We start from the raw sequence: 15,023 nt of genomic DNA, 5'->3' as shown, positions 1-15,023 counted from the left end.
ATGTATAAGCTCACACTAAGCGCTGTCGCGCTATGTTGCGCCCAGGCGTTTGTTCCGGCGACGCACGCTGCGAATACTAGCCAGTCAGCGGGTAGTAACGTGACGACGCAACGTCCCAATATCGTCTATATCCTGCTTGACGATCAGCGCTACGATGCCTTTGGCTTCCTCAATCCACGTATCAATACGCCGCACATGGACGAAATCGCTCATAACGGCACCTACTTCAAGAATGCGTTCGTCACTACCTCGCTCTGCTCGCCCAGCCGGGCCAGCATTTTGACCGGGATGTATGCCCATAACCACGGCGTGTCGGACAATAACCCTTCAGACCTGTCCAAACTGCATTACTTCCCGGAAGAGCTGCGTAAAAACGGCTATCAGACGGCATTCTTCGGCAAATGGCACTTCGGCGGTGCGGATAAAACCGCCACGGCGGGATTTGCCGGTTTTGACCATTGGGTCGGCCTGTTAGGGCAAGGGGATTACTACCCCATCAACATGTACGGTCAACAGGCGATGCTCAACGTTAACGGCAAGCTGACGCCGCAGAAAGGCTACATTACCGATGAATTGACAGATTACACTGTGGATTGGCTGAACCACATCGATAAGAGCAAACCGTTTATGGTGTATCTGTCCCACAAGGGAGTGCATGCGGATTTTTATCCATCCATTAAGTACAAAGGCAGTATGGATAAAGTGACTTTCCCATTGCCTGACACCTACGCCGATACGCCGGAAAACTACAATGGTAAGCCAATGTGGGTGAAGAACCAGCGCAACAGCTGGCATGGGGTGGATTATCCGTACAACAAAAAGATGGATATGCAGCAGTTCCAGCGTGACTATTACGAAACACTGCGTTCGGTGGATGACAGCGTGGGCCGGGTGCAAGACTGGCTGAAAAAGAACGGCCTCGACAAAAATACTATCGTAATGGTAATGGGTGACAATGGCTTTATGTTTGGCGAGCATGGATTGATCGACAAACGCACCGCGTATGAGGAGTCGATGCGCGTGCCTCTGATTGCCTCCGGCCCCGGTTTCGGCAAGGGTAAAGTTGTTGAGGACGTGGTGGCTAACATTGATATTGCACCGACGTTCCTCGACGCCGCCGGTATAAAGAAACCTCAGAATTATGATGGTGCCAGTTTCCTGGGATTAGGCACTGACCGCGCCGACCAGCCCAAACGTAAGGACTACTTCGTCTACGAATATTTCTGGGAGTACAATTTCCCGTACACTCCGACTACCTTTGCCATCCGTACGCCGCAGTATAAATACATCCAGTATTACGGCGTCTGGGATACCGAAGAGCTGTATGATATCAAGAAAGATCCGCATGAAAAACAAAACCTTATCGATTCAAAAGACAGGAATCTGATCGCAACAAAAATCGCTTTACGCCAAAAACTGTACGAAGGGCTGAAGGATCACAATGGGCGCAACATCATTCCTTACAACCGCCGAACAGAAGCAGGTCAAGTCTTCCGCTATCAGCAGAGCGGGCAGAAAATGGCGGACTTCCCCACCGAGTGGCTGCGCGGTAACAACCCACGAGATAAATATGCAGGTCTGATCCCTGACGCATTGGATAAAGACCAAACGGTCGAGAATGTATTTGCGTCGTTTGAGAAAACTGAAGCATTGATCAAAGAGATGATGGAGAAACAGAAAAAAAGTACTGAAACATCAGATTAATCAGCTATGGGGCGCGCTATATGGCGCGCCTTTGCACTGGGATGCTTTCAGGGGGAAGGTCAAAACAGGAACAGAAGCAGGCCAGAGTCGAAGGGGTAAACCTCCCCTCGGCCGAACACCAGATTAATATTTATATCTGATACAGCGGGTCCCGCGCCCGCCCGGCGCTCAGCTCAGCCGCCTGCTGACGCACCACTTCCCACAGCGCCTGGGCTGCGGTGGAGAGTGAGCGATTCTTGCGCCGGGCCAACATCAGCTGGCGCTCAACCACCGGCGTCAACCTTCTGACCCGCAGACGATGTCCCTGCGGCAGCGGCAGGGCCAGCGCCGGCAGAATGCTGATGCCGATCCCTGCCTCCACCATCGGAAACAGCGTTGCCGGATGCCCAATCTCCTGCACGATATTGGCGTTGATGGAAAAATGCGCCAGCGCCGTATCAATCAGCGGACGGCTGCCGGAGGCGTAGTCCTGTAGCACCAGCCGCTCATCACGCAGCGCCTGCCAGCTTACCTGCTCGCATTGCGCCAGCGGATGATCCTCACGACAAAGCAATAAAAATGGCTCCGACAGCACCGTTTCGCACTGCAGATCGGTGGCCGCGCCGGGATCGATCACGATCCCAAAATCGACTTCTCCCTGACGAATGCTCTCCAGCACCCACTGTTGGGGCCTGTCGTGCAGAACAAAGTCAATTGCCGGGTAGCGCCGGTTGCTCAGGGCGATGCACTGTGGGATCAGATGCGCCGAAATGGTCTGGCTGGCCGCTACGCGCACGGTGCCGGTAAGCTGCGTACCTACCCTGCCCGCCTCGCGTAGCGTGTTCTGCAGCTCCTCCAGAAGACGCTCCAGCCGCGCCGCCAGCTGCTGTCCGGCCTCCGTAAGGAGCACCTCCCGGGTGGTGCGGTCCAGCAGCCTGACGCCGGTCTGCCGCTCCAGCTCTTTCACGCTGTGACTTACCGCCGACTGGCTCAGGCCAATCATCTCACCCGCCCGGCTAAAGCTTCTGACCTGGGCTACAGTGACAAAGACGCGAAGTTGTCGCAGGGAATAATTCATCAATTTAGCTCATATATGGATGCAATAAATTAATTTAATTTCTCAAACAGAAAAACGCAAAATGACTGCACTGATTTCAGGAGACGTTATGAAACTTTTTCGTATTCTCGATCCTTTTACCTTAACCCTGATAGCCGTCGTTTTGCTGGCCTCTTTTTTTCCGGCCGAGGGCGGCTTTGTACCGGTGGTCGATGGGGTCACCACCGCCGCCATCGCGCTGCTGTTTTTTATGCACGGAGCCAAACTCTCCCGGGAGGCGATCGTCGCTGGCGGAAGCCACTGGCGTCTGCACCTGTGGGTGATGTGCAGTACCTTTATTCTGTTTCCGGTCCTGGGGGTGCTCTTTGCGTGGTGGGCACCGGTGCACGTCGACCCGATGCTCTACTCCGGTTTCCTTTATCTGTGCATCTTGCCCGCCACCGTCCAGTCCGCCATCGCCTTTACCTCACTGGCGGGCGGCAACGTGGCGGCAGCGGTCTGCTCCGCCTCCGCCTCCAGCCTGCTGGGGATCTTCCTCTCGCCGCTGCTGGTCGGGCTGGTGATGAATATGCACGGTGCCTCCGGCAGCCTTGAGCAGGTCGGAAAAATCATGCTGCAGCTGCTGCTGCCGTTTGTGCTGGGCCATCTTGCCCGCCCGTGGATTGGCGGCTGGGTGACGCGGAATAAAAAATGGATTGCCAAAACCGATCAGACCTCCATCCTGCTGGTGGTCTATTCGGCCTTCAGCGAGGCGGTAGTGAACGGCATCTGGCACAAGGTCGGTCTCGGCTCGCTGCTGTTTATTGTGATTGTCAGCATCGTGCTGCTGGCGATTGTGATTGGGGTCAATACGCTGGTGGCGCGCAAATGCGGCTTTAACAAGGCCGATGAGATTACCATCGTCTTTTGCGGGTCGAAAAAGAGCCTGGCGAACGGCATTCCGATGGCCAATATTCTGTTTCCGACCGCGGCAATCGGCATGATGGTGCTGCCGCTGATGATTTTCCACCAGATCCAGCTGATGGTCTGCGCGGGCCTGGCGCGGCGTTATAAGCGCCAGACCGACGCGCTGCTGGCGCAGCAAGAAAACCGCGCCGCAAAGGCCTAAAGCGGGCGTTTCAGGGGCTGCACCAGCTGCGTCAGCCCCTCGGTTTGAATCAGCAGGGCTATCTGCATCAGTTCGCCCAGCCTGCCCGCCGGAAATTCATCCTTGCGGGCAAACCACAGCAGATACTCCTCCGGCAGATCGATCAGCCGCCGCCCTTTGTATTTGCCAAACGGCATAGCCGTATTGGCGATCTCCACCAGCTGCTCTTTTTCCATCTCAGACGCCCAGCAGACGAAGCATTTCCGCCTCGTCGATGACCTCAATACCCAACTCCTGCGCCTTCGCCAGCTTGGAGCCGGCCGCTTCACCCGCAATCACCAGGTCCGTTTTTTTCGACACGCTGCCCGCTACCTTCGCGCCCAATGACGCCAGGCGCGCTTTGGCGTCATCCCGCGACATCTGGCTGAGGCTGCCGGTCAACACCACCGTTTTCCCGGCGAACGGGCTGTCGATCTCATCGACGTTAACCACCACCGGCGCGGGCCAGCGTACGCCTTCCGCCTGCAGCTGGCCGATAACCTCGCGATTGCTCTCTTCGGCGAAGAAGTTAAACACGTGGGTCGCCACGACGATGCCGACGTCGGGAACCTTCTGCAGCTCCTCAATGGAGGCCGCCTCCAGCGCCTCCAGGGTGCCGAACCAGGCCGCCAGCCCCACCGCCGTGGCTTCTCCCACCTCACGGATGCCGAGCGCGTACAGGAAGCGGGCAAAGGTGGTTTCTTTTGCCTTCTCCAGCGCGTTAACCACGTTCTGCGCCGACTTCGGCCCCATGCGATCCAGCCCGGTCAGCTTGCCGGCGGTCAGGCGGAACAGATCGGCGGGGGTGTGGACATACTCTTTTTCCACCAGCTGGTCGATAATTTTATCGCCCATCCCCTCCACGTCCAGCGCGCGGCGCGAAACAAAGTGTTTAAGCGACTCCTTGCGCTGCGCTCCACAGATAAGCCCGCCGGTGCAGCGGATTACCACCTCACCCTCTACGCGCTCAACGTCGGAGCCACACACCGGGCAGCGATCCGGAAAGATCACCGGATGCGTCTCATCCGGCCGCTCAGAGACGACCACGTTAACCACCTGCGGGATCACGTCACCGGCGCGGCGGATCACCACTTTATCGCCAATGCGCAGGCCAAGCCGTTCAATTTCATCAGCATTGTGCAGGGTGGCGTTGCTTACCAGCACCCCGGCGACCTGCACCGGCTCAAGGCGGGCAACGGGCGTGATCGCCCCGGTGCGTCCAACCTGAAACTCCACGCCGCGTACAACGGTCATCTGCTCCTGGGCCGGAAACTTAAACGCCACCGCCCAGCGCGGCGCGCGGGCCACGAAGCCCAGCTGCTCCTGCAGCGCCAGCGAGTTCACCTTAATCACCACGCCGTCAATATCAAAGCCCAGCGTCGGCCGATCCTCTTCCACCTTATGGTAGAACGCCAGCACCGCTTCCGGAGAATCGCACAGCGTCACCCGGTCGCTCACCGGCAGCCCCCACGCCTTAAACTGCAGCAGACGGCCCAGATGCGTATCGGGCAGTTCGCCCCCTTCCAGGATCCCTACGCCGTAGCAGAAGAAGGTCAGCGGCCGCTTCGCCGTAATACGCGGGTCCAGCTGGCGTAGCGAACCCGCCGCCGCGTTGCGCGGGTTGGCAAATACTCTGCTGCCGGTGCGCCGCGCCTCTTCATTAATCTTGTCAAATCCGGCCTGCGGCAGGAACACTTCACCGCGTACCTCCAGCCGCGCCGGGATGTTATCCCCGTGCAGCTTCAGCGGAATGGCGCGAATGGTCCGCACGTTGGCGGTAATGTCCTCGCCGGTGGTGCCATCGCCGCGGGTGGCGGCCCGCACCAGCACGCCGTTTTCATATAAAATACTCACCGCCAGCCCGTCAAGCTTCAGCTCGCAGCACCAGGTCAGCTTATCAACATGCTTCAGGCGATCCTGCACGCGCTTGTTGAAGGCGAGAAAGCTCTCTTCATCAAACACGTTGTCCAGCGACAGCATGGGCACTTCATGGCGGATCTGGCTGAAAGAGGTCAGCGGTGCCGCCCCGACGCGCTGGGTAGGAGAATCCGGAGTAATCAGTTCCGGATGCTGCGCCTCAAGCTCCCGCAGCGCGCGCATCAGGCGATCGTATTCCGCATCGGGTACTTCCGGCGCGTCCATCACATGATACAGATATTCATGATGGCGAAGCGTGGTTCGCAGTTCTGTCAGTTGTTGTTCGATTGGTTCCATATCGCACCACCAATGATAAAAAACCCCCGACTGGCGGGGGTTCAGAAAGAAAAAGCCTGGCCGATGTATCAGGCGTTGGCGTCTTTGACTTCGCGGATGCACTCCTGATACTCACGCAGCTTCTGTGGCGTCATCATTCGCCGCTGGTCGTCAAGCACGACGCCACCAACCTCATCAGCGATGTGCTGCGCGGACTGAAGCATCAGCTTAAAGTTTTGCAGCTCGTCGCCGTAGGAGGGCACCTGCATAAAGATCGTCACGCCGGGGGTGGTGAACTCCGTCATTTCGGGATCGAAGGTTCCCGGATTCACCATATTCGCCAGACTGAACAGGGCCGGGCCGCTGCCGTCCGGGCTGAGATGGCGGTGAAAAATATTCATGTCGCCAAACTTAAAGCCTGCCTGCTGAATGCTGTTAAGCAGCACTTCACCGTTCAGCTCGCTGCCGTGATGGGCGGCGACGTTCATAATAATGACGGCATCTTTACGCCGGGGTTTTTCAACAACCGGCGCGACTTCAGGAATCGGTTCAGGCTGCGGCCCGGCGACCGGCTCCACAGGCTGGAAGGTTTGCTCAACCGGCTGGGGCTGCTGGTCCGGCTGCGGCTGCTGAACCGGCTGCGGCTGCTGAACCGGCTGGGGCTGCTGAACCGGCTGCGGCTGCTGGACCGGCTGGGGCTGCTGAGCCGGCTGCGGCTGCTGAGCTGGCTGCAGCTGCTGAGCCGGCTGGCGCGGCTGCGCAGGCGCGTAGGGCGGTTGGTACTGGTGTTTCGGCGACTGGCGAGGTGCTTCATGCTCCTGCGGGTAGCCTGGGGCATGATTAACGCGGTGAACGCGAACTTCACCCACGCCTTCGTCAGCGTCGACATCGTCCTCGAACGCACTGTCGTCGCGTTTTGATTTCATGCGTTTTATTGGCCGATCGCGAAACATTGAAGATCGTTCTTTACGGCTGGTCCAGAAACCGTGTACCAGTAAAGCGATTATGGCGATCGCGCCAACAATGATTAATATCAGACGCAAATCCTGCATCATTATATTCTCTGTTGTTCTAACACCTTGCCACCACGGCAAACATTTACTCACTAAGAGTATTTGCCGATTACGTCAAGTGCAAGTGTACTCTTAGCTTTCGCAGCATAAAGATGAAGGAAATCGTACTTTTTGCTGTTTTTTCGAACATTTCCGAACTGCTGTCAGAACCATTACCCGGTAATATACGCGAAAATTCCAGGGTCTATCACTTAGGAGCATCACCTGATTATGTTATCTGCATCGACAAACGTTCCGCGCAGCGGTTTTTACTATTTTATTCAGGGCTGGAAGCTGGTCGGCCAGCCGGGAATTCGCCGTTTTGTGATCCTCCCTCTGCTGGTGAATATTCTGCTGATGGGCAGCGCCTTCTGGTGGCTGTTTACCCGCCTCGACGCCTGGATACCCGCGCTGATGAGCTATGTCCCGGAGTGGCTGCAGTGGCTGAGCTATCTGCTCTGGCCGCTGGCCGTAATCTCGGTGCTGCTGGTATTCGGCTATTTTTTCTCAACCCTGGCTAACTGGATCGCCGCGCCGTTTAACGGCCTGCTGGCGGAGCAGCTTGAAGCGCGGCTAACGGGTGCCACGCCACCGGATGTCGGGGTTCTCGGAATGATGAAGGACCTGCCGCGCATTATGAAGCGCGAATGGCAGAAGTTCGCATGGTATCTGCCGCGCGCTATTGTGCTGCTGATCCTCTACTTTATTCCCGGTATCGGGCAGACCGTTGCTCCGGTGCTGTGGTTCCTGTTCAGCGCCTGGATGCTGGTCATTCAGTATTGCGACTATCCGTTCGATAACCACAAGGTATCATTTCAGGAGATGCGCAGTGCGCTGCGCACGCGCAAAGTCGACAATATGCAGTTCGGCGCGCTGACCGGCCTGTTCACCCTGCTGCCGGTGCTGAACCTCTTTATTATGCCAGTCGCGGTGTGCGGCGCGACGGCGATGTGGGTCGACTGCTGGCGCGCAAAACATGCGCTATGGAAATAAATTACGTTGGGATATTCAGGCACGGGGCCGCGTCAGAAACAGAAAGGGTTTTGCTTATGCCGTCTCTTATTCCATAGTGATAATCATTATTTCTACATAGCATATAGATATACGAAATGCTTACTTCCCCCTATTCCGCTAGAGGGTATGCTGGTGAGGTATCCCAATTTCATACAGTTAAGGACAGGCCATGAGTAAGATTTTTGAAGATAACTCGCTGACGATCGGTCATACGCCGCTGGTTCGACTGAACCGTATCGGTAACGGACGCATTCTGGCGAAGGTGGAGTCCCGCAACCCGAGCTTCAGCGTTAAGTGCCGTATCGGTGCCAATATGATTTGGGATGCGGAAAAACGCGGCGTGCTGAAGCCCAGCGTTGAGCTGGTGGAACCGACCAGCGGTAATACCGGGATTGCCCTGGCCTACGTCGCGGCGGCGCGCGGCTATAAATTGACGCTGACGATGCCGGAGACCATGAGCATTGAGCGTCGCAAGCTGCTGAAGGCGCTGGGAGCGAACCTGGTGCTCACCGAAGGTGCCAAAGGCATGAAGGGTGCGATTCAGAAAGCCGAGGAGATCGTCGCCAGCGATCCGCAGAAGTATCTGCTGCTGCAGCAGTTCAGTAACCCGGCCAACCCGGAAATTCATGAAAAAACCACCGGGCCGGAAATCTGGGAAGACACCGACGGCCAGGTTGACGTTTTTATCTCCGGCGTCGGCACCGGCGGCACGCTGACCGGGGTCGCCCGGTACATCAAAGGCACCAAAGGTAAAACCGATCTGATTGCCGTAGCCGTTGAGCCGACCGACTCCCCGGTTATCGCTCAGGCGCTGGCGGGCGAGGAGCTGAAACCCGGCCCTCATAAAATTCAGGGCATCGGCGCAGGGTTTATTCCCGGCAACCTAGATCTAAAGCTCATTGATAAAGTGGTTGGCATTACCAATGAAGAGGCCATCGCTACCGCCCGCCGCCTGATGGAAGAGGAGGGCATCCTTGCCGGTATCTCTTCCGGGGCCGCCGTTGCGGCAGCGCTTAAGCTTCAGGAAGATGAGCGCTTTACCAATAAAAATATCGTGGTTATCCTACCCTCTTCAGGTGAGCGCTATCTGAGTACCGCGCTGTTTGCCGATCTCTTTACTGAGAAAGAGCTGCAGCAGTAGCGTCGGCATGTTAAAAATGCGTGAAAAAGCACCTTTCGGGGTGCTTTTTTGTGGCATTCCTCAAATTTTTACCCTCCCCGGCATTGATTCACTCGGTTGGCTCTGGTATCTAACCAGATTAATTATTTCGATGCGCGAAATTAATCACCTGAGGAAACCGTCCCGCTGAATCGATGTTATTCACTGGTTGCGATCTTTCTTTAGCGGCATAATGCTTAATGACGCGCGCAACGTCGGCGGGCGGCGGATTGTCGCCCGCGCTGGCGCTCAGATAACGGGCTTAAGATCACAGGCTAAAGTTCAGCCGCCAGGCTAGACTTTAGTTCCACAACACTAAACCTATAAGTTGGGGAAATATAATGTTCCAGCAAGAAGTTACCATTACCGCGCCAAACGGTCTGCACACCCGCCCTGCTGCTCAGTTCGTGAAAGAAGCAAAAGGCTTCACTTCTGAGATTACTGTGACCTCCAACGGCAAAAGCGCCAGCGCAAAAAGCCTGTTCAAACTGCAGACGCTGGGTCTGACCCAGGGTACAGTGGTCACTCTCTCTGCCGAAGGTGAAGACGAGCAGAAAGCGGTTGAGCATCTGGTCAAGCTGATGGCGGAACTCGAGTAAGCATTCCGGGTTCTTTTAAAAATCAGTCACAAGTAAGGTAGGGTTATGATTTCAGGCATTTTAGCGTCCCCGGGTATCGCTTTCGGCAAAGCTCTGCTGCTGAAAGAAGACGAGATCGTCATTGACCGGAAAAAAATTTCTGCCGACAAGATCGATCGGGAAATTGAGCGTTTTCTGAGCGGTCGGGCCAGCGCATCCGCCCAGCTGGAAGCGATCAAAACCAAAGCTGGCGAAACGTTCGGCGAAGAAAAAGAAGCTATCTTCGAAGGGCACATCATGCTGCTCGAAGATGAGGAGCTGGAGCAGGAAATCATAGCCCTGATTAAAGATAAGCACATGACGGCCGACGCGGCCGCCCATGAAATTATCGAAGGTCAGGCCTCTGCCCTCGAAGAGCTGGATGACGAGTATCTGAAAGAGCGTGCGGCCGACGTACGCGACATCGGTAAACGCCTGCTGCGCAATATCCTGGGTCTGGCCATTATCGATCTGAGCGCGATCCAGGACGAAGTGATCCTCGTTGCCACCGATCTGACCCCGTCCGAAACCGCACAATTGAACCTGCAGAAGGTGCTGGGTTTTATCACCGATGCGGGAGGACGCACTTCGCATACCTCCATCATGGCCCGTTCTTTAGAACTACCGGCGATTGTGGGTACAGGCAGCGTAACGTCGCAGGTAAAAAACGGCGACTATCTGATTCTGGATGCCGTAAACAACCATGTTTACGTCAATCCGACCAACGACGAGATTGAAAAGCTGCGCGCCGTTCAGCAGCAGGTCGCCACTGAAAAAGCGGAGCTTGCCAAGCTGAAAGATCTGCCGGCTATCACCCTGGACGGGCACCAGGTGGAAGTGTGCGCCAACATCGGCACCGTCCGTGATGTCGAAGGCGCAGAGCGCAACGGCGCGGAGGGCGTGGGCCTGTACCGTACTGAGTTTCTGTTTATGGACCGCGACGCGCTGCCAACCGAAGAGGAGCAGTTTGCCGCTTATAAAGCCGTTGCAGAGGCCTGCGGCTCTCAGGCGGTGATCGTGCGCACCATGGACATCGGCGGCGACAAAGAGCTGCCGTACATGAACTTTCCGAAAGAAGAAAACCCGTTCCTCGGCTGGCGCGCCGTGCGTATCGCAATGGATCGTAAAGAGATTCTGCGCGACCAGGTACGGGCGATTCTGCGCGCTTCCGCGTTCGGTAAGCTGCGCATCATGTTCCCGATGATCATCTCCGTAGAGGAAGTGCGGGCGCTGCGCAAAGAGATCGAAACCTACAAGCAGGAGCTAAGGGCCGAAGGCCAGGCGTTTGATGAGGCCATTGAGATTGGCGTCATGGTGGAAACGCCCGCGGCGGCGACCATCGCGCGCCATCTGGCCAAAGAGGTGGATTTCTTTAGCATAGGTACCAATGATTTGACACAGTACACTCTCGCGGTTGACCGTGGTAATGATATGATCTCCCATCTTTACCAACCCATGTCACCGTCCGTGCTGAACTTGATCAAGCAGGTTATTGATGCTTCTCATGCTGAAGGTAAATGGACTGGCATGTGTGGTGAGCTTGCAGGTGATGAACGTGCTACACTTCTGTTGCTGGGAATGGGGCTGGACGAATTCTCAATGAGCGCCATTTCTATTCCGCGCATCAAGAAGATTATCCGTAACACGAACTTCAAAGATGCGAAAGTGTTAGCAGAGCAGGCTCTTGCTCAACCGACAACGGACGAGTTAATGACGCTGGTTAACAAGTTCATTGAAGAAAAAACAATCTGCTAATCCACGAGACGCGGCCCAATTTACTGCTTAGGAGAAGATCATGGGTTTGTTCGATAAACTGAAATCTCTGGTTTCTGATGACAAAAAAGATGCCGGAACTATTGAGATTGTAGCTCCGCTCTCCGGTGAGATCGTCAACATCGAAGACGTGCCGGATGTTGTTTTTGCTGAAAAAATCGTTGGCGACGGTATCGCCATCAAGCCGACCGGCAACAAAATGGTTGCCCCCGTCGATGGCACCATCGGCAAAATCTTTGAAACCAACCATGCGTTCTCTATCGAATCCGACAGCGGTATCGAACTGTTTGTCCACTTCGGTATCGATACCGTTGAGCTGAAAGGCGAAGGCTTCAGGCGCATCGCCGAAGAGGGCCAGCGCGTGAAGGTTGGCGATCCGGTCATTGAATTCGACCTGCCGCTGCTGGAAGAAAAGGCTAAGTCAACCCTGACGCCGGTGGTGATCTCCAACATGGACGAGATCAAAGAGCTGGTTAAACTGTCCGGCAGCGTAACCGTCGGCGAGACCCCGGTTATTCGCATCAAGAAGTAGCTCTTGCCGCAGTGAAAATGGCACCCGAAGGTGCCATTTTTCTTTGGTTTGCCGGCGGCCGCCGTCGGTTTAAGGCGCTCTCCCTGCCGGTCATCAAGTCACGCTCTCTCCCCTCTGCTCCTGAACGCCCCGGCCTGTCTGCGAATGATTATGCACGTGCATTTATACAGCGCCAGCCCGGTCATTCCGGCGGCAGAATCAGCTCATCACAGCCGCACTTCTGCGTCCAGGCCATCACTTCCTGCACGCGCCCGGCGGCGCGCCGTGCCGCCTGCACCAGCGGCTTACCCCGGACTAAGGCACCGATCAGCTCCGCGCAGAACAGATCGCCGGTTCCCTTGAGATCGGCCTCCACCCGCGGATGGCCTATCACCTCCAGTGAATCGGCGGTAACAACGGCGACGTTGATCGTCTCAGGGCATTGCCCCGGCGCGCTGGTGATGACGATCCACCGCAGCGTGTCGGTAAGCAGCGACCTCGCGGCCTCCACCGCCTGCTCCAGCGTGGCGCAGGGTTTACCGCTTAGCCTCTCCAGCTCAAAGACGTTAGGCGTCAGCCCCTGGGCCAGCGGCAGCAGATGTTCACGACAGGCCTCCGGGATCTCCGCTTTTACATACATCCCGCTGTCGGTATCGCCCATCACCGGATCGACCAGAATACAGACCTGCGGATGCGCCGCCCGCACCCTCTTCAGCCACTGCGCCAGCAGCACAATCTGCTGCGCGCTGCCCATATAGCCGGTAGTGACGGCCTTCAGCTCGCGCAGCGCGTCGCGCTCATCCAGGGCCTGCAGATAGCCGCCGAACCAGTCGGCGGGAATAATGCCGCCGTAAAACGTTTCATAATGCGGCGTGTTGCTTAGCAGCACCGTCGGCACCGCCGTGACCCGCAATCCCTGGGCCTGAATGGCGGGTACCGCGATGCTGTTGCCTACGCTGCCGTACACCACCTGTGACTGAATAGCGACAATATCGCTCTGTATCGCCCGATGCTTATCGTCAAAGAGAACTGACTGTATCTCACTCTTCTGCCCCATCTCCCTCTCCTCCCGCCTGGCCGCGGGCCGTCGGCTCACCAGGCGTCCCTTAACCGTTCTTGAGCGGCGACGCCACGCCCGGTTAAGGGACACGGCCTAATATCGGCGTATGCTAAAATTCATTTTGTCATAGGTCAATAATGACCGTCGGGAAAACCGTCAGCGAAATGTTTAACAGCATTCTTCAGCAGGCCATCAGCGGCAGTTTGCCCGCCGGCGCGGGATCTGGTGGTTTTTGGCGGGCCGCAGCCGCCGCCTTACAGGGCAAAATGATCCTTGCAGAAGCGCGGTATATCACCGTATAACATAGGCGGTTAAACAAGGAATGATGAATTTAAGGATATACCAATGAACAAGTTTTTATGCGTGGCCACCGCGCTCCTGATGACTTTCCCCGCCTTTGCCCGCCTGAACGCCCATGAAGAGGCGCGGATCGGCGCTATGCTGGAGGCGCTGGCGCAGCAGAAGACGCTGATCTTTATACGCAACGGCACGGAGCACAGCAGCGACGAAGCCGTATCGCATCTGCGCCTGAAGCTGAGTAACACCCGCAACCGTATCAACACCGCCGAACAGTTTATAGATAAAGTGGCGTCGTCATCATCGATAACGAAAAAGCCCTATATGGTGAGGATCCCCGGAAAAAGCGATGAGAAGGCCCAGCCCTATCTCCATGCGTTAATCACCGAAACGGACAAAACGCTCCAGTAACGCTTCCTCGTCAAACCCACCGCCCGGAAATGCGCTCGTTCGCAAAGCGTAAGGCGGGCCGAAAGTATGCCGGGCAGTGGCGTCCCTGCCCGGCATACTTTAAATCCCGGCTCCCTGAGTGAAGTGCTCCTCGCCGAAGACGCCGGTGGAGAGATAGCGATCGCCGCGATCGCAGATAATGGCCACCACGATCGCGCCGGGGTTGGCCCGCGCCACCCGCAGCGCCCCGGCCACCGCCCCACCGGAGCTGACCCCGCAGAAGATCCCCTCCCGCACCGCCAGCTCGCGCATGGCGTTTTCTGCCTCCCGCTGATCAATATCCAGCACCTGGTCCACCAGCGCGGCATCGAATATGCCCGGCAGATACTCCGCAGGCCAGCGGCGAATCCCCGGAATGCTGCTGCCCGCCTCCGGCTGCAGGCCGACGACGACAACCGGCTTTTCCTGCTGCCGGAGAAAGCGCGCCACCCCGGTAATGGTGCCGGTGGTGCCCATGCTGGAGACAAAATGGGTTATACGCCCGCCGGTCTGCCGCCAGATTTCCGGCCCGGTGGTGGTGTAGTGGGCATAGGGATTATCGGGATTATTAAACTGATCCAACAGCCGGCCCTCGCCGCGCCGGGCCATCGCCCGGGCCAGATCCCGCGCCCCTTCCATTCCCTGCTCCCGGGTGACCAGGATCAGCTCCGCGCCGTAGGCGCGCATCGCCGCCCGCCGCTCCTGGCTCATGTTGTCCGGCATCAGCAGCTTCATCCGGTAGCCTTTCAGGGCGGCGATCATCGCCAGCGCGATCCCGGTATTGCCGCTGGTCGCTTCGATCAGCACGTCGCCGGGAGCGATCTCCCCGCGCTTTTCCGCCTGCACGATCATCGACAGCGCCGCGCGATCTTTCACCGATCCCGCCGGATTATTCCCTTCCAGCTTGACCCAGATTTCACTACCGTTGTCCGGCGTCATTCGCTGCAGCTTTACCAGAGGGGTATTGCCAATTGTCTGTTCTAATGTGTTCACCAGCGCTATCCAATAAAAAGCCCGGCACGCAGCGCCGCCGGGCAAGAAACGTACGGCTA

Annotated in this window: 15 protein-coding genes; 9 read left to right on the top strand and 6 right to left on the bottom strand. The window is 57.0% G+C overall.

Translation table 11 applies throughout. The features are described from left to right. Complete coding sequence (locus tag GJV78_RS06635) at positions 1–1,704, top strand: sulfatase family protein (protein WP_155107583.1); 1,704 nt, start codon at positions 1–3, stop codon at positions 1,702–1,704. Positions 1,705–1,834: 130 nt separating this feature from the next. On the opposite strand, the gene GJV78_RS06630 is transcribed toward GJV78_RS06635, so the two are convergent. Continuing rightward, positions 1,835–2,761 (bottom strand): LysR family transcriptional regulator, encoded by a 927-nt coding sequence (locus GJV78_RS06630; protein ID WP_155107582.1) that lies wholly within the window; start codon positions 2,759–2,761, stop codon positions 1,835–1,837. A gap of 88 nt (positions 2,762–2,849) precedes the next feature. Here GJV78_RS06630 and GJV78_RS06625 point away from each other — a divergent pair, with 88 nt between their 5' ends. Continuing rightward, positions 2,850–3,848 carry a bile acid:sodium symporter family protein gene (locus tag GJV78_RS06625; RefSeq protein ID WP_155107581.1) on the top strand — a complete coding sequence of 333 codons (999 nt, stop codon included), beginning with the start codon at positions 2,850–2,852 and terminating at the stop codon, positions 3,846–3,848. Here GJV78_RS06625 and GJV78_RS06620 read toward each other — a convergent pair. The 3 genes from GJV78_RS06620 to zipA form a co-directional block, all read right to left on the bottom strand. Beyond that, on the bottom strand, positions 3,845–4,063 hold the full coding sequence (locus tag GJV78_RS06620) for a DUF3820 family protein (RefSeq protein WP_155107580.1): 219 nt from the start codon (positions 4,061–4,063) through the stop codon (positions 3,845–3,847). The two genes, GJV78_RS06625 and GJV78_RS06620, sit on opposite strands and share 4 nt — an antisense overlap. A 1-nt stretch (position 4,064) precedes the next feature. Next, entirely contained in the window at positions 4,065–6,080 is a 2,016-nt protein-coding gene (ligA, locus tag GJV78_RS06615; protein ID WP_155107579.1) for an NAD-dependent DNA ligase LigA, read from the bottom strand. A gap of 68 nt (positions 6,081–6,148) precedes the next feature. Beyond that, positions 6,149–7,114 (bottom strand): cell division protein ZipA, encoded by a 966-nt coding sequence (gene zipA, locus GJV78_RS06610; protein ID WP_155107578.1) that lies wholly within the window; start codon positions 7,112–7,114, stop codon positions 6,149–6,151. A gap of 228 nt (positions 7,115–7,342) precedes the next feature. Here zipA and cysZ point away from each other — a divergent pair, with 228 nt between their 5' ends. The 5 genes from cysZ (at position 7,343) to crr (ending at position 12,206) form a co-directional block, all read left to right on the top strand. Beyond that, entirely contained in the window at positions 7,343–8,104 is a 762-nt protein-coding gene (gene cysZ, locus GJV78_RS06605; protein WP_155107577.1) for a sulfate transporter CysZ, read from the top strand. Between the two features lie 190 nt (positions 8,105–8,294). Then, positions 8,295–9,266, top strand: a complete 972-nt coding sequence (gene cysK, locus GJV78_RS06600; RefSeq protein WP_155107576.1) for a cysteine synthase A — start codon at positions 8,295–8,297, stop codon at positions 9,264–9,266. Between the two features lie 359 nt (positions 9,267–9,625). Continuing rightward, positions 9,626–9,883, top strand: coding sequence for a phosphocarrier protein Hpr (gene ptsH, locus GJV78_RS06595; protein WP_002913505.1), 258 nt, complete (start codon positions 9,626–9,628; stop codon positions 9,881–9,883). Positions 9,884–9,928: 45 nt separating this feature from the next. Further along, complete coding sequence (gene ptsI / locus GJV78_RS06590) at positions 9,929–11,656, top strand: phosphoenolpyruvate-protein phosphotransferase PtsI (protein ID WP_155107575.1); 1,728 nt, start codon at positions 9,929–9,931, stop codon at positions 11,654–11,656. A gap of 40 nt (positions 11,657–11,696) precedes the next feature. Beyond that, the gene (gene crr, locus GJV78_RS06585) at positions 11,697–12,206 is read left to right on the top strand and encodes a PTS glucose transporter subunit IIA (protein ID WP_155107574.1); all 510 of its coding nucleotides are present in this window, start codon (positions 11,697–11,699) and stop codon (positions 12,204–12,206) included. A gap of 181 nt (positions 12,207–12,387) precedes the next feature. Here the strand turns inward: crr and pdxK are convergent, their stop codons facing one another. Further along, on the bottom strand, positions 12,388–13,242 hold the full coding sequence (gene pdxK / locus GJV78_RS06580) for a pyridoxine/pyridoxal/pyridoxamine kinase (protein WP_155107573.1): 855 nt from the start codon (positions 13,240–13,242) through the stop codon (positions 12,388–12,390). A 167-nt stretch (positions 13,243–13,409) separates the two neighbouring features. Here pdxK and GJV78_RS06575 point away from each other — a divergent pair, with 167 nt between their 5' ends. Both GJV78_RS06575 and GJV78_RS06570 read left to right on the top strand, forming a co-directional pair. Continuing rightward, on the top strand, positions 13,410–13,547 hold the full coding sequence (locus GJV78_RS06575) for a hypothetical protein (RefSeq protein WP_167519411.1): 138 nt from the start codon (positions 13,410–13,412) through the stop codon (positions 13,545–13,547). 43 nt (positions 13,548–13,590) lie between these two features. Next, on the top strand, positions 13,591–13,953 hold the full coding sequence (locus GJV78_RS06570) for a YfeK family protein (protein WP_155107571.1): 363 nt from the start codon (positions 13,591–13,593) through the stop codon (positions 13,951–13,953). Positions 13,954–14,052: 99 nt separating this feature from the next. On the opposite strand, the gene cysM is transcribed toward GJV78_RS06570, so the two are convergent. Further along, positions 14,053–14,964, bottom strand: a complete 912-nt coding sequence (gene cysM, locus GJV78_RS06565; protein ID WP_167519410.1) for a cysteine synthase CysM — start codon at positions 14,962–14,964, stop codon at positions 14,053–14,055. Positions 14,965–15,023: the final 59 nt, after the last annotated feature.

Source organism: Intestinirhabdus alba (genome assembly GCF_009711095.1).
GTDB lineage: Bacteria > Pseudomonadota > Gammaproteobacteria > Enterobacterales > Enterobacteriaceae > Intestinirhabdus > Intestinirhabdus alba.
This window is presented reverse-complemented; position numbering and strand designations above follow the sequence as displayed.

What these genes read in the sequence shown, in the direction of transcription:
- GJV78_RS06575 (WP_167519411.1), top strand. Translation starts at nt 13,410, where the DNA reads ATGTTTAACAGCATTCTTCAGCAGGCCATCAGCGGCAGTTTGCCCGCC.
- pdxK (WP_155107573.1), bottom strand. Translation starts at nt 13,242, where the DNA reads ATGGGGCAGAAGAGTGAGATACAGTCAGTTCTCTTTGACGATAAGCAT.
- ptsI (WP_155107575.1), top strand. Translation starts at nt 9,929, where the DNA reads ATGATTTCAGGCATTTTAGCGTCCCCGGGTATCGCTTTCGGCAAAGCT.
- GJV78_RS06570 (WP_155107571.1), top strand. Translation starts at nt 13,591, where the DNA reads ATGAACAAGTTTTTATGCGTGGCCACCGCGCTCCTGATGACTTTCCCC.
- zipA (WP_155107578.1), bottom strand. Translation starts at nt 7,114, where the DNA reads ATGATGCAGGATTTGCGTCTGATATTAATCATTGTTGGCGCGATCGCC.
- cysK (WP_155107576.1), top strand. Translation starts at nt 8,295, where the DNA reads ATGAGTAAGATTTTTGAAGATAACTCGCTGACGATCGGTCATACGCCG.
- ligA (WP_155107579.1), bottom strand. Translation starts at nt 6,080, where the DNA reads ATGGAACCAATCGAACAACAACTGACAGAACTGCGAACCACGCTTCGC.
- ptsH (WP_002913505.1), top strand. Translation starts at nt 9,626, where the DNA reads ATGTTCCAGCAAGAAGTTACCATTACCGCGCCAAACGGTCTGCACACC.
- GJV78_RS06620 (WP_155107580.1), bottom strand. Translation starts at nt 4,063, where the DNA reads ATGGAAAAAGAGCAGCTGGTGGAGATCGCCAATACGGCTATGCCGTTT.
- cysZ (WP_155107577.1), top strand. Translation starts at nt 7,343, where the DNA reads ATGTTATCTGCATCGACAAACGTTCCGCGCAGCGGTTTTTACTATTTT.
- crr (WP_155107574.1), top strand. Translation starts at nt 11,697, where the DNA reads ATGGGTTTGTTCGATAAACTGAAATCTCTGGTTTCTGATGACAAAAAA.
- GJV78_RS06625 (WP_155107581.1), top strand. Translation starts at nt 2,850, where the DNA reads ATGAAACTTTTTCGTATTCTCGATCCTTTTACCTTAACCCTGATAGCC.
- GJV78_RS06630 (WP_155107582.1), bottom strand. Translation starts at nt 2,761, where the DNA reads ATGAATTATTCCCTGCGACAACTTCGCGTCTTTGTCACTGTAGCCCAG.
- GJV78_RS06635 (WP_155107583.1), top strand. Translation starts at nt 1, where the DNA reads ATGTATAAGCTCACACTAAGCGCTGTCGCGCTATGTTGCGCCCAGGCG.